At 71.2% G+C, this 20,579-nt stretch carries 18 protein-coding genes; 6 read left to right on the top strand and 12 right to left on the bottom strand.

Translation table 11 applies throughout. The features are described from left to right. Nucleotides 1–65 precede the first annotated feature (65 nt). The 3 genes from ACIBK9_RS45685 to ACIBK9_RS45675 are packed head-to-tail and all read left to right on the top strand — an operon-like array spanning nt 66 to nt 2,915. Complete coding sequence (locus ACIBK9_RS45685; protein ID WP_397165265.1) at nt 66–743, top strand: TetR/AcrR family transcriptional regulator; 678 nt, start codon at nt 66–68, stop codon at nt 741–743. Further along, nucleotides 703–2,190 carry an AMP-binding protein gene (locus tag ACIBK9_RS45680; RefSeq protein ID WP_397165264.1) on the top strand — a complete coding sequence of 496 codons (1,488 nt, stop codon included), beginning with the start codon at nt 703–705 and terminating at the stop codon, nt 2,188–2,190. The genes ACIBK9_RS45685 and ACIBK9_RS45680 overlap by 41 nt, the downstream gene beginning before the upstream one ends. Then, nucleotides 2,187–2,915, top strand: a complete 729-nt coding sequence (locus ACIBK9_RS45675; protein WP_397165263.1) for an enoyl-CoA hydratase/isomerase family protein — start codon at nt 2,187–2,189, stop codon at nt 2,913–2,915. The genes ACIBK9_RS45680 and ACIBK9_RS45675 overlap by 4 nt, the downstream gene beginning before the upstream one ends. A 62-nt stretch (nt 2,916–2,977) precedes the next feature. Here the strand turns inward: ACIBK9_RS45675 and ACIBK9_RS45670 are convergent, their stop codons facing one another. The 4 genes from ACIBK9_RS45670 to ACIBK9_RS45655 all read right to left on the bottom strand — a co-directional run bounded on the left by ACIBK9_RS45670 (nt 2,978) and on the right by ACIBK9_RS45655 (nt 5,812). Then, nucleotides 2,978–3,616, bottom strand: a complete 639-nt coding sequence (locus ACIBK9_RS45670) for a PH domain-containing protein (RefSeq protein WP_397165262.1) — start codon at nt 3,614–3,616, stop codon at nt 2,978–2,980. Next, nucleotides 3,613–4,686, bottom strand: coding sequence for an adenosine deaminase (locus ACIBK9_RS45665; RefSeq protein ID WP_364338267.1), 1,074 nt, complete (start codon nt 4,684–4,686; stop codon nt 3,613–3,615). The genes ACIBK9_RS45670 and ACIBK9_RS45665 overlap by 4 nt, the downstream gene beginning before the upstream one ends. Before the next feature lie 167 nt (nt 4,687–4,853). Continuing rightward, entirely contained in the window at nt 4,854–5,204 is a 351-nt protein-coding gene (locus ACIBK9_RS45660; protein WP_352324870.1) for a cupin domain-containing protein, read from the bottom strand. Nucleotides 5,205–5,209: 5 nt separating this feature from the next. Next, nucleotides 5,210–5,812 carry a hypothetical protein gene (locus ACIBK9_RS45655; protein ID WP_364338266.1) on the bottom strand — a complete coding sequence of 201 codons (603 nt, stop codon included), beginning with the start codon at nt 5,810–5,812 and terminating at the stop codon, nt 5,210–5,212. 124 nt (nt 5,813–5,936) lie between these two features. On the opposite strand from ACIBK9_RS45655, the gene ACIBK9_RS45650 reads away from it, so the two are divergent. Next, nucleotides 5,937–7,775 (top strand): hypothetical protein, encoded by a 1,839-nt coding sequence (locus ACIBK9_RS45650; protein ID WP_397165261.1) that lies wholly within the window; start codon nt 5,937–5,939, stop codon nt 7,773–7,775. 90 nt (nt 7,776–7,865) lie between these two features. On the opposite strand, the gene ACIBK9_RS45645 is transcribed toward ACIBK9_RS45650, so the two are convergent. Next, a complete protein-coding gene (locus ACIBK9_RS45645; RefSeq protein WP_387669075.1) occupies nt 7,866–9,272 on the bottom strand; it encodes an MFS transporter in 1,407 nt (468 codons plus the stop codon). 87 nt (nt 9,273–9,359) lie between these two features. On the opposite strand from ACIBK9_RS45645, the gene ACIBK9_RS45640 reads away from it, so the two are divergent. Beyond that, complete coding sequence (locus tag ACIBK9_RS45640) at nt 9,360–9,755, top strand: MarR family transcriptional regulator (RefSeq protein ID WP_358282389.1); 396 nt, start codon at nt 9,360–9,362, stop codon at nt 9,753–9,755. 58 nt (nt 9,756–9,813) lie between these two features. Here ACIBK9_RS45640 and ACIBK9_RS45635 read toward each other — a convergent pair whose 3' ends face one another. From ACIBK9_RS45635 to ACIBK9_RS45610, 6 genes are all read right to left on the bottom strand, one after another. Beyond that, the gene (locus ACIBK9_RS45635) at nt 9,814–11,085 is read right to left on the bottom strand and encodes a thymidine phosphorylase (RefSeq protein ID WP_364338263.1); all 1,272 of its coding nucleotides are present in this window, start codon (nt 11,083–11,085) and stop codon (nt 9,814–9,816) included. A 2-nt stretch (nt 11,086–11,087) separates the two neighbouring features. Beyond that, complete coding sequence (locus ACIBK9_RS45630) at nt 11,088–11,483, bottom strand: cytidine deaminase (protein ID WP_387669077.1); 396 nt, start codon at nt 11,481–11,483, stop codon at nt 11,088–11,090. Beyond that, a complete protein-coding gene (locus ACIBK9_RS45625; RefSeq protein ID WP_358282385.1) occupies nt 11,480–12,769 on the bottom strand; it encodes an ABC transporter permease in 1,290 nt (429 codons plus the stop codon). Before ACIBK9_RS45625 ends, ACIBK9_RS45630 begins: the two co-directional genes overlap by 4 nt. Then, the gene (locus tag ACIBK9_RS45620) at nt 12,766–13,908 is read right to left on the bottom strand and encodes an ABC transporter permease (protein ID WP_352362017.1); all 1,143 of its coding nucleotides are present in this window, start codon (nt 13,906–13,908) and stop codon (nt 12,766–12,768) included. Before ACIBK9_RS45620 ends, ACIBK9_RS45625 begins: the two co-directional genes overlap by 4 nt. Beyond that, nucleotides 13,908–15,515 carry an ABC transporter ATP-binding protein gene (locus ACIBK9_RS45615; protein ID WP_397165259.1) on the bottom strand — a complete coding sequence of 536 codons (1,608 nt, stop codon included), beginning with the start codon at nt 15,513–15,515 and terminating at the stop codon, nt 13,908–13,910. Before ACIBK9_RS45615 ends, ACIBK9_RS45620 begins: the two co-directional genes overlap by 1 nt. 95 nt (nt 15,516–15,610) lie before the next feature. Beyond that, a complete protein-coding gene (locus ACIBK9_RS45610) occupies nt 15,611–16,678 on the bottom strand; it encodes a BMP family protein (protein ID WP_397165258.1) in 1,068 nt (355 codons plus the stop codon). A gap of 289 nt (nt 16,679–16,967) precedes the next feature. On the opposite strand from ACIBK9_RS45610, the gene ACIBK9_RS45605 reads away from it, so the two are divergent. Next, nucleotides 16,968–18,848, top strand: coding sequence for a Xaa-Pro dipeptidyl-peptidase (locus tag ACIBK9_RS45605; RefSeq protein WP_397165256.1), 1,881 nt, complete (start codon nt 16,968–16,970; stop codon nt 18,846–18,848). A gap of 47 nt (nt 18,849–18,895) precedes the next feature. On the opposite strand, the gene ACIBK9_RS45600 is transcribed toward ACIBK9_RS45605, so the two are convergent. Next, nucleotides 18,896–20,119, bottom strand: coding sequence for a M20 family metallopeptidase (locus ACIBK9_RS45600; RefSeq protein ID WP_364389280.1), 1,224 nt, complete (start codon nt 20,117–20,119; stop codon nt 18,896–18,898). Between the last annotated feature and the right edge of the window lie 460 nt (nt 20,120–20,579).

The following is a 20,579-nucleotide window of genomic DNA, read 5'->3' as shown; positions in this document are numbered from 1 at the left end:
GGCGATTTCTAGGGACATGGGGTATTTTCCAGCATAAGAAGCAACCGAACGTTCGTTAGGTCGCCATGGACGTGGACCCGCTGCTCCGGATCCGGACGGCCGCGGTGCGGCTCTTCGCCCAGCAGGGCTACGCCGCCACCGGCATCAGAGACCTGGCCAGGGCGGTGAACCTGACCAACGCCGGCGTCTACCACCACGTCCACAGCAAGGAAGCCCTGCTGGCCGACCTCATGCGGACCGGCCTGCAAGGACTGATCGACTCGACCGCCCGCGTCCTGGACGGGGCCACCCGTCCCGCCGACCGCCTCGCCCTGCTGATCACCTCGCTCACCGCCCTGCACGCGCTCACCCCCCTGACCAGCCGCGTCATGGACGGCGAGCTCCGCTCCCTGACCCCCGGCTCGCCCGCGCACACCGAGGTCATCGCCCTGCGCGACGCCTACGAGAGCCACTGGAAGAGCGCCCTGGCCGACGGCGTCGCCGAAGGCGTCTTCCACGTCGCCGACCAGAAGCTGACCCGCCTCGCCCTCATGTCCATGTGCACCGGCACCAGCGAGTGGTACCGCCCCGACGGGGACTCGACGCTGGAGCAGGTGTGCGCGGAGTTCGTCACGATCGGCCTGGCCGCCGTACGCGCCGCCGGCCCGGTCGTGGCGCCCCTCGATCGACGCCTGCTGCCCGTCTTCCCGTGGGAGCCGCCGGATGCACACCACGATCCCCGACCTGCTGAGGCACGCCGCTAGCACGTACGGCGAGCGCGAGTTCCTCCGTTTCCCCGCTTCCTCACCCGCCCTCCCGGCGGCCTCGCTGAGCTTCGCCGAGGCCGACGCCGTCTCCGACCGTCTGGCCCGCGCGCTGGCCGGCCAGGGGGTACGCCCCGGCGACCGGGTGGCCGTCATGCTGGACAACGAGCCGTGGTGGCCGTTGACCTGGTTCGCCGTCCTGAAGGCGGGGGCGGTCACCGTCCCCGTGAACGTGCGGTGCCAGGCCGCCGATCTGGAGCACGTCCTGCGCGACTCCGGCGCCGTCGCCACCCTGACCGGCGCGGAGCACGCCGCGCGCGTGCCGGGCGTGGTGCACTTGGTGGACGAGCTGACGGATGGCCCACCTCTCGACATATCCCTCGACGCGGACAATGTCGCCAATTTTCAGTACACGTCGGGGACGACGGGGTTCCCCAAAGCCTGCCTGCTCACCCACGACTACTGGGTCAGGACCGCCCGCGTCGTCGCCGACCTCGTCCGCCTGCGCGACGACGACGTCCTGCTGATCGCCCAGGCGTACTCGTACATGGACCCGCAGTGGACCACCCTGCTCTGCCTGCTCGGCGGCATCCCGCAGGTGGTGCTCCCCCGCTTCTCCGCCTCGGGTTTCTGGCCCGCCGTCCGGGAGCACGGCGCGACCCTCACGTACGTGCTGGGCACCATGCCCCTGCTGATGCACAAGCAGCCGCCGAGCCCCCTCGACCGCGACAACCGGATGCGGCTCGTGCTCTGCTCGGGCATCGCGCCCGGCCTGCACCGCGCGTTCGAGGAGCGCTGGGGCGCGCCCTGGCGCGAGCTGTACGGCTCCACCGAGAGCGGCTGCGACCTGATGGCCGACCCGGACGCCGACGACACCGTCGGCACCGGCGCGCTGGGCACGCCGCCGCCCGGCAAGGAGGTCCGGCTCGACGAGGAGACGGGCGAGATCCTGGTCCGCGGCACGCCCATGATGACCGGCTACTGGAACCACCCCGAGGCCACCGCGCACGCCTTCCGCGGCGGCTGGTACCACACCGGCGACCTCGGCGTCCGCGACGCGCGAGGCCGCATCCGGCACGCCGGGAGGCTGAAGGACATGGTCCGCAGGGGCGGTGAGAACATCTCGTGCGCCGAGGTCGAGAGCGTGCTCGCCGGGCACCCCGCGGTCCTGTCCGCGGCCCTGGTGCCCATCCCCGACGACCTCTTCGGCGAGCTGCCCAAGGCGTTCCTCCAGCTCCGCCCCGGTCACGCCGCCGACGCCGGCACGGCCGCCGCCGTCATCGCCCACGCCAGGGAACGCCTGGCCCGCTTCAAGGTGCCGGCGTACGTGGAGTTCGTGGAGTCGTTCACGCTCACCCCGTCCGCCCGCATCGAGAAGCGCCACCTGCTCCGCCCCGGCCGCGACCAGCGCGCCGCCCCCGCCATCCCCACGGAGGACCCGGCATGATCGACGTGACCGTACGCGACGAGGTGGCCCTGATCACCCTCGCCCGCCCTGAGAAGCTGAACGCCCTGACCGCCGGCATGCGCAAGGACCTGGCCGCGGCCGTCCGCGCGCACGGCCGCACCGCCAGGGGCATCGTGGTGACCGGCGCCGGCCGGGCGTTCTCGGCGGGCGAGGACATCGCCGAGGCGGCGGGCAAGCCGCTGGAGGCGGAGGTCGAGCTGTTCCACGACATGACCAGGGCCGTGCTGGAGACCCGGGTGCCGGTGGTCGCCGCGGTCAACGGCCTGGCCGTCGGCGGCGCCGCCGAGTGGACGCTCTGCTTCGACAGCCGCATCGGCGCCCCCGCCGCCGAGTACTTCTTCCCCGAGAACCACCTCGGCCTGTCGATCTCGAACGCCGCGAGCCACCTGCTGCTCCGGCTGGCCGGCGGCCGGGCACTGCGGCTGGTGCTGGACTCGGCCCGGCTGAACGCCGCCGACGCGCTGGCGGCCGGGCTGCTGGACGAGCTCGTGCCCGCCGAGGAGCTGGTGGAGACGGCGATCGCGCGGGTGCGCCACTGGACCCGGCCGGGCACCGCCACCGCCGTGCACCTGGGGCTGCTGCGCCCGCCGCTGGCCGAGGTCGAGCGCGCCTTCGAGGCCGAGACCGTGGCCGCCCGGCAGGTGGAGCAGTCGGGCCTGGCCCAGGCCGGCATGACCCGCTTCCTGACCCGCCGAACCCCCTGACCCGCCGCCCCCTTCGGCTCGCCGACCCTGCCCCTAGGCCCTTACCTTCGGGCCGGGGGCGGTCAGGCGATGACGATGGCGGCGATGATCAGGGCGACCGCGACCACGAGGACGGCGATCGAGTCGTAGGACCAGGTGACCTTGACCGGTGCCGCCGCGGCCGCCGGGTCCGCGCGGCGGTGGGCGGCCTCGGCGCGGTCGCGGATCTGCTCGCCCACGAAGTCGGCGTGGGTCTTGCCGGTGAACGCCTCGGCGGCGGCCTGCTCGGCCTTGCTGACCGTGGCCTCGACCCGGAACCGGCCGCCGCCCCGCTGGGGCTTGGGCACGCCGCGCCGCTGCGCCTTGGACCGCTCTCTGGCGCTGCTCATGGGCGTCCACAACCGCAGCACCTGCTCGTCGGCGCCCTCGCCGCCGTAACGGACCGCGATGGAGTGGGTGACCGTCACCTCGCCCACGGACGCCCACGGCAGGAACGTCGTGCGCAGCGGGTTGCGGGCCAGCAGCCCCTCCTCGCCGACCACGGTGGCGGGCCGGACCGCGATCGCGTAGACGAGCGCCGTCATCGCCCCGAGCACGGCCAGCGCCACCATGGACGGCTTGCCGTTGTAGTGGGCCGTCAGGTCCCACACGTTGAACGCCACGAAGACCAGCCAGGCGCAGCCCAGCACGAACCCGGTCTTGGACCGGTAGGTGTGTTTCACGGCTGCCACTTGATCTGCGCGAACCCCGGCTTGATCACGCCGTTGATCAACGCCAGCCGCTCGTCGAACGGCAGGAAGGCCGACTTCATCGCGTTGACCGTGAACCACTGCAGGTCGTCCCAGCCGTAGCCGAACGCCTCGACCAGCTTGGCGAACTCAAGGGACACACTTGTCGAGCTCATCAGCCGGTTGTCGGTGTTGACGGTGACCCGGAAGTGCAGCCTGCGCAGCAGCCCGATGGGGTGCTCGGCGATCGAGTCGGCGGCCCCGGTCTGGAGGTTGGACGTGGGGCACATCTCCAGCGGGATGCGCTTGTCGCGCACGTACGCCGCCAGCCGCCCCAGCTTGGCCGACCCGTCGCCGGCCACGGTGATGTCGTCGATGATCCGGACGCCGTGGCCCAGCCGGTCGGCGCCGCACCACTGGATGGCCTGCCAGATCGACGGCAGCCCGAACGCCTCGCCGGCGTGGATCGTGAAGTGCGCGTTCTCCCGCTGGAGGTATTCGAAGGCGTCGAGGTGCCGGGTGGGCGGGTAGCCGGCCTCGGCCCCGGCGATGTCGAACCCCACGACGCCGACGTCACGGTAGCGGACGGCCAGCTCGGCGATCTCCATCGAGCGGGCCATGTGGCGCATCGCGGTCAGCAGCGTGCCGACCCGGATGCCGCGACCCTGCGAGCCCAGCGTGAACCCTTCGAGCACCGCCTCCACCACCTGGTCGAGGCTCAGCCCCATGGTGGTGTGCTGCTCGGGGGCGAAGCGCACCTCGGCGTAGACCACGCCGTCGTCGGCGAGGTCGCGGGCGCACTCGGCGGCCACCCGGACCAGGGATTCGCGGGTCTGCATGACCGCGACCGTGTGGTCGAAGGTCTCCAGGTAGCGCTCCAGCGAGCCGGAGTCGGCGGCCTCCTCGAACCAGAGGCGCAGATTGTCGGGGTCGGTGGAGGGCAGCCGCCCGTAGTCGATCTCCCGTGCGAGCTCGACGATCGTCTCGGCGCGCAGCCCGCCGTCGAGGTGATCGTGCAACAACACCTTGGGAGCCTGCCGGATCTTGTCAAGCGTGGGGCTCATCTGGCCATGATATGAGCACACTCCTCCGCCGCCGCACACGTCGCGCCCGCCTGTGGACAACCCTCCCGGCACACCCGTGAGGCACGCCCGTGCGGCGCGACCGCGCGGCCGGCCGGCGCGGTCGGTCGGCCTGCCGGTCGGTCGGCCTGCCGGTCGGTCGCGGGCGGTCAGTCGCGGCCGGCGCTCTCCGGGGTGAAGGCGGGCAGGCACACGGCGACGTACTCGGCGCCGTCGGGGCCCACGCTGTAGCGCACCTTCTCCCCCGGCGACGTCACCACCGACTGGCCCGCGCCGACCTCGACCGTGCCGCCGTCGTGCTCGACGAGCAGGCTGCCGCGCAGGACCACGGTGTACTCGGTGAACGACGGGGTCTGGGCGGGCTCGGCCCAGCCGGGCGGGGCGGTCATGTGAGCGATCGAGACCTGCTCGTCGCCGCTGTTGACGCGCCCCACGTGCTCGTCGATGATCTTGCCGCCGGGGACGGGGATGCGGGTCGGGCCCTCGATCTTTCTCACCACGGGCTTCAGTGTGCCACGTCGAGCACCAGCCGGCTCGGCGCGGACTGCTCCTTCACCCGGAAGCCGGCCCGGCGGGCGAGCGCCAGGCCGACGCCCACGCGTCCCTCGAAGTCGCCGGTCCTGACGACGTGGGAGACGTTCCTGAGGCCGGCCCGGTAGACGGGCCCGCCCTTCCAGGTGGGGTAGCCGTCGTCGTCGTGCGCGTTGGCGGGGAAGAGGGTGAGCTGCAGGTACGCGCCGCCCTGGACGCCCATGGGCTCGCCGGAACCGTCCTGGAGGAATTCGTCCACCCATTTCACCTTGTAGCCGGGGATGTCGCCCTTGAGGTCGATCACCACCCGGTCGTAGCCGTCGTGGGTCGCGTACCGGACGCCGGTCACCACGGCCGGGTCGAGGCCGTCGCGCTCGACGTCCACCTCGGCGGTGCTGGTGGGGACGTCCGAGGGGGCGCTGCGGGGGGTGGCGGTGCCGGGACCGGTGTCCGCGGGGGTGTCCAGCCGGGCGGTCTGCGAGGAGGTGCCGCACGCGGTCAGGACGGCGAGGCAGGCGAGCGGGACGGCGAGGCGAAGGCGCGACGACCGCTCGCCGGCCGGGGATGACGGGCGCATGCCCGGTAGATGCCCAGCCCACGGGCCTGCAAGCGGCTTGGCGGCGGATCGGCCCGGGTTTCCCGGGCACTTCCGCGGAGCCGGGACTGCCTCTACGCTGATCAACCTCCAAGGAGTCATACAAGTGAGCAAATCCCACGATTTATCGGCTTTTCTGGCGTCTTATGGGCCCTCTTTCGCTCGCACGGCCTACCTGCTGACGGGCGACGCGGACAAGGCCCGCGAGCTGGCCACCGCGTCCCTCGTCGCGTCCTGCCGCCGGTGGTCCGCGATCCGCTACCACCGCCCGGCCGACGCGGTGCTGCGCGAGCTGTACGGACGGTTCCTGGGCGCGACGGGCGCGCCCTGGCCGGTCCCGGAGGGCCACCTGCTCGCCGGGCTCGCCCCGAGGACCCGCGCGGCCGTCGTCGTCACCTTCCACGACGGGCTGAGCCTGCCGCACGCGGCCCAGGTCACGGGCCTGTGGATCGGCGCGCTGGACGACGAACTGCGACGAGCCCGCACCCAGCTCCGCGCCACCCACCCAACCCTGTTCGAAAACCCCGCAGACCTGACCAAGGCCCCCGCGAACCCGCCCGAGGACCACGCGGACCCGCCCGAGGACCCCGCGGACCCGGCCGGGGGTCGCCAGGGTGACCGGTCGCGGAACGGCGCGACGTCCGCCTCCCCCTGGACGCTCGCCCCCGCTCCCGAACCTGCCTCCCCCTGGACGCTCGCCCCCGCTCCCGAACCTGCCTCCCCCTGGACGCTCGGCCCCGCTCCCGAGCTCGCCGCCCCGGCGGCGGGCCTCCACGACGCCGCGCCCGGGGATCCGGCCCTGCGGGCCGCCCTGCTCGGCCTGGCCGCCGGGATGCCGCGCGCCGGCCTCGCCGAACTTGCCGAGACCGTGCTGCGCCGGGTCACGGCGCGGCGCAGGGTCCGGGCGTCGGTGTGGACGTTCGCCTCCCTCGGCCTGGTCGCCGCGATGGTCGCGGCGACCGCCGCGGGGCTGTCCGCGCTGGCCGCCCGCATGGACGAGGCGACGGACCGCTCCCCCTTCACCCCCGGGACGCGGGCCCCCGCCCAGGAGATCCGCGACCCGCTGCCCGCCGCGCTCCCCGACCCGGTCCGCTTCGCCTACCCGGGCTACTGCCGCGACGCCGACGCCGACGCCCGCGACCCGCAACCCTGTGGCCAGTGGGTGCTCACGACCCGCTCGGGCGCGGAGTGGCGGCTGCCGGACGCGCGGGCCGGCTACGACCCCGCCACCGGCGAGTACATGCCGCTGGCCCTCAGCCAGGACGGCCACCGGCTCCTCTACCAGAACCCGCAGGGCCGCTACCTGGTCCACGACCTGCCCACGGGCGTGGTCAAGCGCATCGACGCCACGGCGGGGGACGGCGAGGCGCACATCAGCTCGTCCCCGGACGGCCGCTACTTCGCGCTGTCCTTCGGCGACGCGGACGACAGCGCGGTGCTCGACTTCCGCACGGGCACGACCCGCACGGTCCGCGGCGCGGACGTCGAGATCCTGGCCGTCCACGACGACGGCACGCGGGTGGTCGCCGAACGCCGGGACACCACCGCCGTCCCCGGCCACGCCTCCGTCAGCATGCTGAGGCTGGACGGCGCGGGCGCCCGTACGAAGGGCTTCCGGATCGACCCCGCCCTCATCGAGCACGGCGCCGCGCTCGCCCCCGACGGCCGCTCCCTGGCCCTGGTGACGGCCGACGACCGGCTGGTCACCATGGACGCCCGCACCGGCCGCGTCACCGGCCCCCGCCCCCGCCTGGACGTCGACGACCTCGAAGTGATCAGGGTGGAGCGCTGGCTGAGCCGCGACAAGGTCCTCGTGCGCCTGTGGGACGAGGAGGACGTCCACCTGGTCCAGGTGGACGTCCGCACCGGTGAGAGCGCCGACCTCGGCGACTCGGCGACGGAGTGGATCGACTACTCCGACCCGCTCGGCGCCCTGGAGAAATGAGGAAGGCCCCGGAGAGATGAGGAGGGCCCCGGAGAAAAGAGGAAGAGGGCCCCGCCCCCCGGCGGAACCCTCTTCCCGATCACAGGGAGGTCAGACGGCCTCGAAGACCTTCACGTCCTCCGCCTCGACCGCGGCGGCCTTGCGCGAGCGCAGCCCGGTGGCCGAGATCACCAGCCCGACCAGGGCCAGCACCAGCGCGACCACGATCGCCGAGCGCAGCGCGCCGATCGACAGCGTCTCGCCGCCCGAGGTCAGCACGGCGGTCACCACGGCCAGCACGATCGCGCCGCCGACCTGGCCGGAGGTGTTGAGCAGCCCGGAGGCCAGGCCCTGTTCGTCGTCGTCCACACCGTTGGTGGCCTGGATGTTCAGCGAGGGGAAGGACAGAGCGAACGCGATGCCCAGCAGGACCATGCCGGGGAGCACCATGCCGCCCAGGCTCGGCGTCTCGTCGATGCCCAGGAAGATCGCGTAACCGCCGGCCAGGGCCGCGGCGCCGATGACGATCAGCTTGCCGGTGCCGAACCTGTCGGCGAAGTCGCCCATCTTGGTCGAGCTGACCGCGACGAGCAGGCCCGCGGGCAGGAACGCCAGGGCGGTGCCGAGCGCCGACCAGTGGAGCAGGTTCTGGAAGTACTGCATGGCCACGAACTGGAAGGCCACGTACGAGCCCATCAGGATGAGCAGCCCCAGGTTGGCCCGGACGATGTGGCCCGAGCGCAGGATGCCGAGCCGCACCAGCGGGTGCTTCATCCGCAGCTCGGTGAGGACGAACAGGCCGAGCAGCACCGCCACGGCCACCAGCGAGCCGATCGTCTGGAACGAGGCCCAACCGGCCTCGGGAGCCTGCACGACGGTGAAGACCAGCAGCAGCATCGAAGCGGTGATCAGCACGGCGCCGACGAGGTCGTGGCCGCCCTCGGCGCGCTCCTCCCGGCCCTTCGGCAGCACCTTCAACGCGGCGATCAGCGCGATGACCGCGACCGGCACCGGCATGAGGAGCGTCCACCGCCAGCCGATCTCGGTCAGCAGGCCGGAGAGCACGAGGCCGAGCGAGTAGCCGCTCGCGCCGCAGGCGGTGAAGATGCTCAGTGCCTTGTTGCGCTCCGGGCCCTCAGGAAACGTGGTGGTGATGATCGACAAAGCGGCGGGCGCGGTGAACGCGGCGGCCACACCCTTGACGAACCGGGCGGCGATCAGCAGGCCCCCGTCGTCCACCACACCACCCAGCAACGACGCGACGGCGAAGACGCCCAGAGCGACCAGGAACACCCTGCGCCGCCCGAGCAGGTCGGCGGTCCTGCCCCCGAGCAACAGAAGACCGCCATAGCCGAGCACGTAGCCGCTGACCACCCACTGCAGGGAAGACGTGCTGAGACCCAGATCGTGCTGGATGGCCGGCAGGGCGACACCGACCATGGAGACATCAAGGGCGTCAAGGAAGATCACTGCACAGAGCACGGCGAGCGCGCCCCAACGGGATGAGGAAGAGGACATGAGTCAGAACAATACATGCACCAGCATCTAATGCAAGCGCATTTAATGTCGTTGCATGAAACTTCCCGAGATGGTAACCTCCGCGACATGGACGAGGAGTTCGTGGTCGAGACCTGGCATTACGTCCTGGCCAAACACGCGAAGGCCATGTGCGCGCTGGAGCGGGAGCTGGGCGAGCGGCACGGGCTCGGGCCCAGCGAGTTCGAGGTGCTCGACCGGATCGTCCACCACGACAGGAAGCTGCGCATCCAGGAGCTCTGCGAAGAGGTCCACCTGAGCCAGAGCGCCCTGTCCAGGGTCGTGGCCAGGCTGGAGAAGAGCGGGTTCGTCACCCGCGGCACGTGCGACTCCGACCGCCGGGGCGTGTTCGTCTGCATCACCGACGAGGGGCGCGCCCGGTACACCGAGGCGCTGCCCACGCAGCGCGCGGTGCTCGCGGGCGTCTTCACCGACGTGCCCGAAGTCCCCGCCGTCACCACCTGAAGGCGGCGGCCGTCCCCGGGCAGAGGGTCCGGCCGCCGCGCACGCGTGCTTGCGGTGGTCAGCCGATGCGGTCGATGACCAGGGGCAGCAGCTCGCGCCCCGACTCGGCGACCTCGTAGCCGCCGTCCAGCGCGTCCAGCGCCCGCTCGAACCTGGCCGTCTCGTCCGCGTGCAGCGTCAGCAGCGGCTGGCCCTCGCGCACCAGGTCGCCGGGCTTGGCGTGCAGCACGATCCCGGCCCCGAACGACACCGGGTCCTCCTTGCGCGCCCGCCCGGCGCCGAGCCGCCAGGCGGCCAGCCCCACGGCGTACGCGTCGAGGTGGGCCAGCACGCCGGACGACGGCGCCGCCACCGTCATGCTCTCGGCCGCCCGCGGCAGGACCGCGTCGGGGTTGCCGCCCTGGGCGGAGATCATCCGCCGCCACGCGTCCATGGCCGAGCCGTCGCGCAGCGCGTCGGCCGGGTCCTTGCCGGAGACCCCGGCCGCCGCCAGCATCTCGCGCGCCAGCCGTACGGTCAGCTCGACCACGTCGGACGGCCCGCCCCCGGCCAGCACCTCGATCGACTCCTCGACCTCCAGCGCGTTGCCCACCGCCCGGCCGAGCGGCCGGTCCATGGCCGTCAGCAGGGCGACCGTGCGCACGCCCGCGTCGCTCCCGAGCGCGACCATGGTCTCGGCCAGCTCGCGGGCGCTCTCGGTCGTCTTCATGAACGCCCCGGAGCCCACCTTCACGTCGAGCACCAGCGAGCCGGTGCCCTCGGCGATCTTCTTCGACATGATCGACGACGCGATCAGCGGGATCGACTCGACGGTGCCGGTGACGTCGCGCAGCGCGTAGAGCTTCTTGTCGGCCGGGGCCAGCCCGGAGCCCGCCGCGCAGACCACCGCCCCGGCCGTGCGCAGGACGTGCAGCATCTGGTCGTTGGAGAGCGAGGCCAGCCAGCCCGGGATGGACTCCAGCTTGTCCAGGGTGCCGCCGGTGTGCCCGAGCCCGCGCCCGGACAGCTGCGGCACGTACGCCCCGCACGCCGCCACCAGCGGCGCCAGCGGCAGCGTGATCTTGTCGCCGACGCCGCCCGTGGAGTGCTTGTCGGCCGTGGGCCGGTCGAGCATCGACCAGTCCATGCGCTCGCCCGACCGGATCATGGCCTGCGTCCAGTCGGCGATCTCGCGCCGGTTCATGCCGTTGAGCAGGATGGCCATGGCCAGGGCGGACATCTGCTCGTCGGCCACGTCACCGCGGGTGTAGGCGGCGATCACCCAGTCGATCTGGGCGGTGGTGAGCTCGCCGCCGTCGCGCTTGGCGCGGATGACCTCGATGGCGTCCATGGTCACGTACTCCTGCTGAGGTCGTCGGGGCCGAACGCGTACGGCAGGATCTGCGCCATGCGCTTGGGGCCGTCGACGGTCTCGACCAGCAGGTTCTCACCGCCGAACTCGTAGAGCAGCTGACGGCAGCGCCCGCACGGCATGAGCAGCTCGCCGTGGCCGTCCACGCAGGTGAAGGCCACCAGCCGGCCGCCGCCCGACATCTGCAGCGCCGACACCAGGCCGCACTCGGCGCACAGGCCGAGCCCGTACGAGGCGTTCTCGACGTTGCAGCCGGTGACGATCCGGCCGTCGTCGACGACCGCCGCCGCCCCCACCGGGAACTTGGAGTACGGCGCGTAGGCGTTGCGCATGGCCGTGGCGGCCTCGGCGCGCAGGCCGTCCCAATCGATGTTCAATGTTGATCCCCCCGACGGAAGCGTACGCCGTCGGCCTTGGGCATCCGCAGACGCTGCGAGGCGACCAGGAGCACGAGCAGCGTGAGCACGTGTGGCGTGATGAAGACGAACTCGCCCGGCAGCGTCTCCACGGTCCGCCAGAGCCAGAACAGCAGGAGCGCGCCGACCGCCGCGGCGGCGATCACGGTGTAGTCCTTGACGCCCCTGGCCACGATCTCGGCCGGCTGGCTCGGCACGACCAGCCTGCGGATCTGCAGCGCGAGGTAGACCACCAGCAGCAGCGCGCCGAACAGGAAGAACGTGGTGACCGCGTTGGCCTCGCCGGAGCTGCGCAGTTGCAGGCCGCTGGCGTAGCCGAACAGGGACGAGCCGGCCGCGAGCCCGCCGGGCCGCCAGTTGCCGAAGATCATGGCGGCCAGGCCGATGAAGCCGCGTCCCTGCGTCTGGCCCTCGACGTACTTGTTGGAGACGAAGACCAGGAACACGCCGCCGAGCCCGGCGAACGCGCCGGAGACGACGACCGCGAGGTACTTGATCCGGTAGACGTTCACGCCCAGCGACTCGGCCGCCCACGGGTTCTCCCCCGCCGACCGCAGCCGCAGCCCGAACGACGTGCGCCAGAGCACCAGGTACGTCACCGGCAGCAGCAGCACGGCCAGGATGATCAGCGCGTTCACGTCGTGGGTGAGCCCGCGCAGGATGCCGGCCAGGTCGGAGAGCAGGAACCAGTGGGTGCTCTCCAGCTTGCCGAGCAGGTCGGGGCCGTCGGACAGGACGGGCAGGCTCACCTCGGGCGCACCCGAGCTGATCGCCGGCGAGGTGGTGATGCCGGCGCCCTTCGCGCTGGCCGAGGTGCCCTCGCCGTAGAGGACCTCGGACAGGAAGCGGGTGATGCCGGGGCCGAGCAGGTTGATGGCGACGCCGCTGATGATGTGGTCGACGCCGAACGTGACGGTCGCGATCGCGTGGATGAGCCCGCCGAGCGCGCCGCCGAGCAGCCCGGCGACCAGCGCGGCCACGGCGCCCCACTGGTATCCGGCCCAGCCGGCGAACCAGGTGCCGAGCACCATCATGCCTTCGAGGCCGATGTTGACCACGCCGGCCCGCTCGGCCCACAGGCCGCCGAGACCGGCCAGGCCGATCGGCACCGCGAGCAGCAGCGCCGCGTTGAACGTGCCTGAGGAGGTCAGGTCGTCCTGGCCGGAGATGATCCGCACCAGCGACAGCAGCAGGATGAGCGCGGCGACGCCGAGCAGCGCCAGATGGTATTTGCCGACCCTGCTCATGCTGCCACCTCAACCGGTCTGTTCGTGTCGAGCTGCCGGGCGGCCCGCTGCTCCTCAAGCCGCATGGCGATGCGGTTGGTCACCTCGTTCGCGATGACCACCAGCAGGACGATGACGCCCTGGATGATCGTGATGACCGACGACGGCACGTCCGCGATCTGCAGCGCGCCCTGCGCCCGGTCGAGGAAGGCGAACAGCAGCGCGGCGATCGCGATGCCGACGGGCTTGTTCCTGCCCAGCAGCGCCACCGCGATGCCGAGGAAGCCGAGGCCGGCGGTGAAGTTGGAGTTGAAGGCGCCCTTGTCGCCGAGGATCTCGGGCAGGCCGATGAGCCCCGCGATCGCGCCGGACAGCACCATGGCCGCGATGACCATCTTCTTCGGGTTGACGCCCGAGGCGAAGGCGGCCGGGCCGTTCAGCCCGCTGGCCTTGACGTTGAAGCCGAAGCGGGTGCGCTCCAGCACGACCCAGACCACCAGGCCGAGCACGACGGCCACGAGCAGGAAGCCCCACACGCCGCCGCCGCGGGTGGGCGCCAGCAGCCCGAACCAGTCGAAGACGAAGTTCAGGTTGGGGAACATGGCCGACTCGGGCAGCTGCGGCGTGGTCGTGGTGAGCTGGCCGGCCGCCCGCTGGCCCGCGAACGGGCCGCGGACCAGGTAGGAGGCCAGGGCGATGGCGATGTAGTTGAGCATGATCGTGGAGATCACCTCGTTCACGCCGCGGGTCACCTTCATCACCGCGGGGATCAGCGCGTACGCGCCGCCCACGACGGCCGCGACCACGATGATCACGAGGATCTGGATCGGCTTCGGCGCGGTGAACGTCGAGCCGACGTAGGCCGCGCAGATGGCCGCGATGCGGTACTGGCCCTCGACGCCGATGTTGAACAGGTTCATGCGGAAGCCGACGGCCACCGCCAGCCCCGCGATGAACAGCGGCACCGCCCGGTTGAGGAACGCCGCGATGCCGTTGGACACCGAGCGCGCGGTCTCGCCGAAGTCGAAGAAGGCGGCGAACGCGTCGATCGGGCTGGCGCCCGCCGCGATGATCGCCACGCTGGAGATCGCGATCGCCAGGATGATGGCGACGACGGCGCCTGCGACGGTGAGCAGCGCCCGGTTGAGCCCGGCGGGCATCACGTCTCCTCAGTGCCGGCGATGGCGCCGGTCATGTAACCGCCAAGCCGCTCGGGCGTGACGTCGGAAGGATCGAGTTCGGCCACGAGCCGGCCGCGCAGGATGACCCTGATCGTGTCGGACAGGCCGATCAGCTCGTCGAGGTCGGCCGAGATCAGCAGCACGGCCAGGCCGGCGGCCCGCGCGTTGCGCAGGTGGTCCCAGATGGCGGCCTGGGCGCCGACGTCCACGCCGCGGGTGGGGTGGGCGGCGATGAGGAACGAGGGCTCGCCGCTCATCTCGCGTCCGACGATCAGCTTCTGCTGGTTGCCGCCGGACAGGGCCAGGGCCAGGGTCTCCACGCTGGGGGTGCGCACGTCGTACTCCTTGACGATGCGCTCGGTGTCGGCCTTGGAGGCGCGGCGGTCGACCCAGATGCCGCTGCGCGCCGGGGGCCTGGTCTGGTGGCCGAGCACCCGGTTCTCCCACAGGGACGCCTCCAGCAGCAGGCCCTGCCGGTGGCGGTCCTCGGGGATGTAGCCGATGCCGGCCTCCCTGCGCTTCAGCGTGGACCAGGCGCTGATGTCCACGCCGCCGAGGGTGATCGTGCCGTGGGCGGGACGCATGCCCATGATCGCCTCGATCAGCTCGGACTGCCCGTTGCCCTCGACGCCGGCGATGCCCAGGATCTGGCCCGCGTGGATGTCGAAGGAGACGTCGTCGAGGATCAGGCGCTTGCCCTCTTCGCGCAGCTTGTCGACGTACAGGTCGACGGAGGCGCCCCTGGGGACGGGACGGAAGCCGTCGGCCTCCATCGTCAGCCGCGACACGCTCAGCGTGACGCTCTCGCGCACGGTGGACTCGCGGGTCTCCGGCGTGGGCAGCTCGCTGCCGACCATCAGCTCGGCGAGCCGGCGGGCGGTCACCTCGGCGGGGTTGACGCTGGCGACGGTGGTGCCGCGGCGGATCACGGTGATCGCGTCGGCGATGTTCAGCACCTCGTCGAGCTTGTGCGAGATGAAGATGACGGTCAGGCCCTCGGCCTTGAGCTCGCGCAGGTTCTGGAACAGCTCCTCGACCTCCTGCGGCACGAGGACCGCCGTCGGCTCGTCGAGGATGAGGATGCGGGCGCCGCGGTAGAGGACCTTGAGGATCTCCACCCGCTGGCGGTCGCCGACGCCGAGGTCCTCCACCAGCGCGTCGGGGTCGACGCGCAGGCCGTGGCTGCTGGCCAGCTCGGCGATGCGGGCCCGCGCCCTGCCGGTGTCGAGCACGCCGGCCCTGGTGGGCTCGGCGCCGAGGACGATGTTCTCCAGCACGGTGAAGTTGTCGGCCAGCATGAAGTGCTGGTGGACCATGCCGATGCCGACGTCGATGGCGTCGCTGGGGGTGCGGAAGCTGACCTCCCGGCCGTCGACCCTGATCGTGCCCTCGTCCGGCTTCTGCATGCCGTAGAGGATCTTCATCAGGGTCGACTTGCCCGCGCCGTTCTCCCCGACGATCGCGTGGACCGTGCCGGGTTCGACGGTGATGCGGATGTCGTGGTTGGCGACGACGCCGGGGAAACGCTTGGTGATGCCCTCCAGCTCTACGGCGGGTTGCACCGCGGCGAGGGTGTCCGAGCTCATTTCGCCTCTCCTAGAGCATGGGGGGCGGACGGGGCGGATAGCCAGAAGGCCCGAAGTGGGGACTCCGGGCCCTCGGTCGTCCGTTCCTACCCAGATTACGGCTTGGACGGAACCGTGATTTTGCCGTCGACGATGTCCTTCTTGGCAGCGTCGAGCTTGTCCTTGATGTCGTCGATCTCGCCACCGGTGGTGGACAGGCCCACACCGTCGACCTTGAGGTCGTAGACGGTGTTGCTGCCGCCCTTGGTGCCGCCCTGGACAGCCTTGACGAACTCGAACACGCCGACGTCCACGCGCTTGATCATCGACGTCATGATGACCGACTGCAGGTCGGCCTCCTTGACCGTCTGACGCTGGTCGGAGTCGACGCCGATGGCCTTCTTCTTGGCCGCGGCCGCCGCCTGGAACACGCCGAGGCCGGAGTCGCCGGCGGCGTGGTAGACGATGTCCGCGCCGTCCTGGTACATCTTCTCGGCCGCGACCTTGCCCTTGTCGGGGGCCTTGAAGCCGGAGAAGTCACCGTCGGGGGTGAGGTACTTGATGTCGATCTTGATGTCCGACTTGACGGACTTGGCGCCCATCACGAAGCCCGCCTGGAACTTCTTGATCAGGTCGTTCTCGACGCCGCCCACGAAGCCGACGTGGCCGGCCTCCGACTTGGTCGCCGCGGCGACGCCCGCCAGGTAGGAGCCCTGCTCCTCGGCGAACAGCAGGCCGGTCACGTTCGGGCCGTTGGAGGCCGAGTCGACGACGGCGAACTGCACGTCGGGGTACTCGGCGGCGGTCTTCTTGATGTCGTCGCCGTAGGCGAAGCCGACACCGATGATGGGGTTGTAGCCCGCGTCCGCGAGCTGGCGCAGCAGGTCGCCGCGGTTGGAGCCGTCAGCGGCGGGGCTGAGCTCCTTGATGTCGGCGTTCAGCTCCGTCTTGGCCTTCTCCAGGCCGGCGTAGGCGGCGTCGTTGAACGACTTGTCGCCACGGCCGCCGACGTCGAACGCCAGGCCGACCTTCAGGCCGCCCTTGGGGGCCTCGCTGCTGGCGCCGGAGCTCGGCTGCGTGCTCGCCGAGGTGCCTCCGCCCTCGCCGCCACAGGCCGCGACTGCCATGAGCATGACGCCGGCTACCGAGCCGACGGCAATCCTGCTGAATCGCTTGCCGAGCAAGGCGACTCCCTTCCATTTCCTCGCCGTCGAACTTCATCGCAGGCGCGAAGAAACGTACGGCACCTGCACGGAAGATAGTTGCTTGACCAGGGCAGACCAAACCGGCACACAGGGTCGCAACCTCTCCGTTATCGACATCAAGCGCGTCCGTGACCTGAATCTGGGTTCAGGCACTTGGGACGGCTCCCGCAAAGTTTTGCCCAAGTTTGGTATGGGAGGGGCCCTTGCCGAGCGGTCGATCATGGCAGAGATTCCGATCAACGGTGGAAATTTCGTATCGGAGCCCCGTATGCAGCCTTGGAAGACACTGGCCGTACCGCTGGTCGCGATCCTCGCCGTGACCTTGGGCGGGCCCGCCCCGGCGACGGCCGCCACCCCCACCCTCAAGATCGAGAACAACGCCACCCAGCCCGCCTTCTCCCGCGCCGACGCCGTCAAGCAGACGGTCTTCGTCGAGGTGGCCGGGACCGACAGCGACGACGACGGGCAGCCCGACCGCGTCGCCATGGACATCCTGCGCCCCAAGGAGACCGACCAGGGCCTCAAGGTCCCGGTGATCATGGAGGCCAGCCCCTACTACGCCCCCGGCAACGACGTGCCCAACCACCCGGTGGACGTCGACGCGAACGGCAACCCGCTGCCCACCCTGAAGTCCCTGTCGAACAAGCTCGCCGGCGAGCCCTTCGACGGCTACTACGACAACTACTTCGTGCCCCGCGGCTACGCCATCGCCCTGGTCGAGAACGTCGGCAGCGCCCGGGCCACCGGCTGCCCGTCCACCGGCGACCGGAACGAGACCGCCGGCCCGAAGGCCGCCATCGACTGGCTGAACGGCCGCGCCCGCGGCTTCGACGCCGACGGCAACGAGGTCAGCGCCAGCTGGTCCACCGGCAAGGTCGGCATGATCGGCGTCTCCTACAACGGCACCCTGCCCAACGCCGTCGCCTCGACCGGCGTCGAGGGCCTGAAGACCATCGTGCCGATCGCCGCCATCTCCAGCTGGTACGACTACTACCGGGCCAACGGCGGCGTCCTGGCCCCCGGCGGCTACCAGGGCGAGGACCTGGACGTCCTGGCCAAGTTCGTGCTGACCAGGGACCGGGGCTTCGAGGTCTGCGGCGCCAAGATGGACGCGCTGACCGCGAGCCAGGACCGGATCACCGGCGACTACGGCCCCCTCTGGGACGCCCGCAACTACCTCAACGACGTGGACAAGGTGAAGGCCAGCGTCTTCCTCGTGCACGGGCTCAACGACTGGAACGTCAAGACCAAGCAGTTCGCCCAATGGTGGTACGCCCTGGCCGAGCGGCACGTGCCGCGCAAGATCTGGCTGCACCAGGGCACCCACATGAACCCCTTCAACCTGCGCACCGTCGAGTGGCTGCGCCAGTTGCACGGCTGGTTCGACTACTGGCTGCAGGGCATCGACTCGGGCATCATGCGCGAGCCGCAGGCCGACGTGGAGATCGGCGTCGGCGAGTGGCAGCAGCACGCCTCCTGGCCGCTGCCCGGGGCCACCACGGTCGCGCTGCACCCGGCCGCCGGCGAACGGCTCGGTCTGCTGCCCCGGCCGCTGTCGCCCGCGGAGTCCTTCGTGGACCAGAGCGCGCGGTCGGCCGAGCAACTGGTGGAGGCGGCCGGGCCGGACCCGAACCGGCTGGCGTACCGGACCGGCGAGCTGCCCGCCGACGTGCGCATCTCCGGCACGCCGACGGTCTCGGTGCGGGCCTCGTTCAAGGACGGCGCCTCGCCGTACCTGACGGCGTTGCTGGTGGACTACGGCACCGACGTGCGCCCGGACGGCACCCTGCTGTCGACCGGCCAGACCTACTGCTACGGCGAGGGCGTCCCGGGTGACACGGGCTGCACGACGCTCAGGCGGCTCGGCACGGCGACGACCGCGTACAAGATCGTCTCCAGAGGGTGGCTCGACGTGCGCAACCGCCACCGCGCCGACCGCACGCAGCCGCTGCGCCCCGGCAAGGAGTACACCTTCACCTGGGACTTCCAGCCCAAGGACTACCTGTTCAAGAAGGGCCACCGGCTGGGCCTGGTGATCATCTCGACCGACCGCGACTACACCCTGCGTTATCCGGCGGGCACCCGGGTCACCGTGTCGCCGGGGCACTCGTCCCTGCGGCTGCCGGTGGTGTTCGGCAGGCTCGGCTGACATGCCGACGGCCCGCCGCGCGACGCGGCGGGCCGTCGGAGCGGCGCTCAGGCCATGGCGTTGCTGATGGAGTCGATCGGGCCGACGTCCCACAGCGCGGTCAGCGCGGTGGCGGCCATCACCCGCACGCCCATCGCGATCGCCTTCTCGTCGACGTCGAAGGTGCCCTGGTGGATGTCGTACGTGACGCCGTCGGGCGAGCGCGTGCCGAGCCGGGCGAAGGCCCCGGGGATCGACTCCAGGTACCAGGCGAAGTCCTCGCCGCCGAGCGACTGCTGGGTGGGCACCACCGCGCCCGCGCCGAGGGCCCGCTCGGCCGCCTCGGCCAGCATCTCGACGCTGACCTCGTCGTTGACGACCGGCGGCACGCCGCGCGTGTAGTCCATGACGGCCTCGACGCCGTACGCGCCGGCGACGGACTCCAGCAGGGCCTTGATCAGGTCGGGGGCGGCGTGCCAGGCGTTCTCGTCGAGGCAGCGGATCGTGCCCTCGGCGATGCCGTCGTCGGGGATGGCGTTGGCCGCCGAGCCCGCCTCGACCCGGCCCCAGACGAGGCTGAGCGAGGAGCGCGGGTCGATCCGGCGGGAGAGCGCGGCGGGCAGCTCGGTGAGGATCTTGGCCAGGGCGAAGACCAGGTCGGCCGTCAGATGGGGACGGGCGGTGTGGCCGCCGGGGCCGGAGACCCTGACCACGATCTTGTCGCAGGCCGAGGTGATCGGGCCGCTCCGGAGGCCGAGCTGGCCGACGTCGACGCGCGGGTCGCAGTGGAGGCCGAAGATGCGGTCGACGCCGCTGATGCCGCCGTGGGCCATGACCTCAAGGGCGCCGCCGGGCAGCTCCTCGGCGGGCTGGAAGATCAGCCGGACCCGGCCGGGCAGCAGCCCGGCGGCGGCCTGCTGGGCCAGGAAGAGCGAGGTGCCGAGCAGAACGGTGGTGTGCACGTCGTGCCCGCAGGCGTGGCACGCGCCGGGGACGGTGGAGCGGTAGGGCACGTCCTTCTCGTCCTGGAGCGGCAGCGCGTCGATGTCGGCCCGCAGCGCGATGGTCGGCCCGTCGCCGCTGCCCACGTCGCAGATCAGACCGGTGCCGCGCGGCAGCACCGACGGCGTCAGCCCCGCGGCGGTCAGCCGGTCGGCGATGCGCTGGGTCGTGCGGTATTCGGCGAAGGCGAGCTCAGGATGCATGTGAAGGTCGCGACGGAACGCCACCAGCTCCTGCTCGATCTCCGCCAGGAACGCGTCCAGCTCTCCCCGCAGCTCACGTCCCCGCATATGTCACCATCCATCCCGTCGAGGCCGCGCGTCCCACGCACGGACGTCGGCTCATAACGCTCTCGAAAAAGTCCATCCTGCGGCAGCCACCTGGTTGAGGCGGCCGTTCGGCGAATCAAAAGCCACACCCGTAGGTTTCGGTGCGAGATCGTCAGCACGGGCTTCGCGTTCATCGGTCGCAGCAGCCCGGGTGCACAGCGGTAAGCCGTGAGCCCGGTGGCGATGCTTCTGACTTTATCGCTCCCGTGCGCCTTCGCGCCGACAGATACACCAAAAGTTGGCCGACGGCATGCCCGTAACCGCAGGTGGTCACGTTCCGCACATGCCTACCTGATCCGGAAAATAGTCACAAGGGATCATTAGATGGTGACCCGATGTCGCCACTTCCAAACGTGCTCACCGATTTCGAATCCTGTCACCTTCTGTCATGGTCATGACACTTTGGCGCTTGCTGCATTTG

Source organism: Nonomuraea sp. NPDC050227, assembly GCF_044459705.1.
GTDB lineage: Bacteria > Actinomycetota > Actinomycetes > Streptosporangiales > Streptosporangiaceae > Nonomuraea.
Note: the sequence above shows the minus strand (reverse complement) of the source record. Positions and strands in the feature narration are given on the sequence as shown.

Coding starts and splice junctions, on each gene's coding strand:
- ACIBK9_RS45685 (WP_397165265.1), top strand. CDS start 66: ATGGACGTGGACCCGCTGCTCCGGATCCGGACGGCCGCGGTGCGGCTC.
- ACIBK9_RS45680 (WP_397165264.1), top strand. CDS start 703: ATGCACACCACGATCCCCGACCTGCTGAGGCACGCCGCTAGCACGTAC.
- ACIBK9_RS45675 (WP_397165263.1), top strand. CDS start 2,187: ATGATCGACGTGACCGTACGCGACGAGGTGGCCCTGATCACCCTCGCC.
- ACIBK9_RS45665 (WP_364338267.1), bottom strand. CDS start 4,686: ATGAGCCCCACGCTTGACAAGATCCGGCAGGCTCCCAAGGTGTTGTTG.
- ACIBK9_RS45655 (WP_364338266.1), bottom strand. CDS start 5,812: ATGCGCCCGTCATCCCCGGCCGGCGAGCGGTCGTCGCGCCTTCGCCTC.
- ACIBK9_RS45645 (WP_387669075.1), bottom strand. CDS start 9,272: ATGTCCTCTTCCTCATCCCGTTGGGGCGCGCTCGCCGTGCTCTGTGCA.
- ACIBK9_RS45640 (WP_358282389.1), top strand. CDS start 9,360: ATGGACGAGGAGTTCGTGGTCGAGACCTGGCATTACGTCCTGGCCAAA.
- ACIBK9_RS45635 (WP_364338263.1), bottom strand. CDS start 11,085: ATGGACGCCATCGAGGTCATCCGCGCCAAGCGCGACGGCGGCGAGCTC.
- ACIBK9_RS45625 (WP_358282385.1), bottom strand. CDS start 12,769: ATGAGCAGGGTCGGCAAATACCATCTGGCGCTGCTCGGCGTCGCCGCG.
- ACIBK9_RS45620 (WP_352362017.1), bottom strand. CDS start 13,908: ATGCCCGCCGGGCTCAACCGGGCGCTGCTCACCGTCGCAGGCGCCGTC.
- ACIBK9_RS45615 (WP_397165259.1), bottom strand. CDS start 15,515: ATGAGCTCGGACACCCTCGCCGCGGTGCAACCCGCCGTAGAGCTGGAG.
- ACIBK9_RS45605 (WP_397165256.1), top strand. CDS start 16,968: ATGCAGCCTTGGAAGACACTGGCCGTACCGCTGGTCGCGATCCTCGCC.
- ACIBK9_RS45600 (WP_364389280.1), bottom strand. CDS start 20,119: ATGCGGGGACGTGAGCTGCGGGGAGAGCTGGACGCGTTCCTGGCGGAG.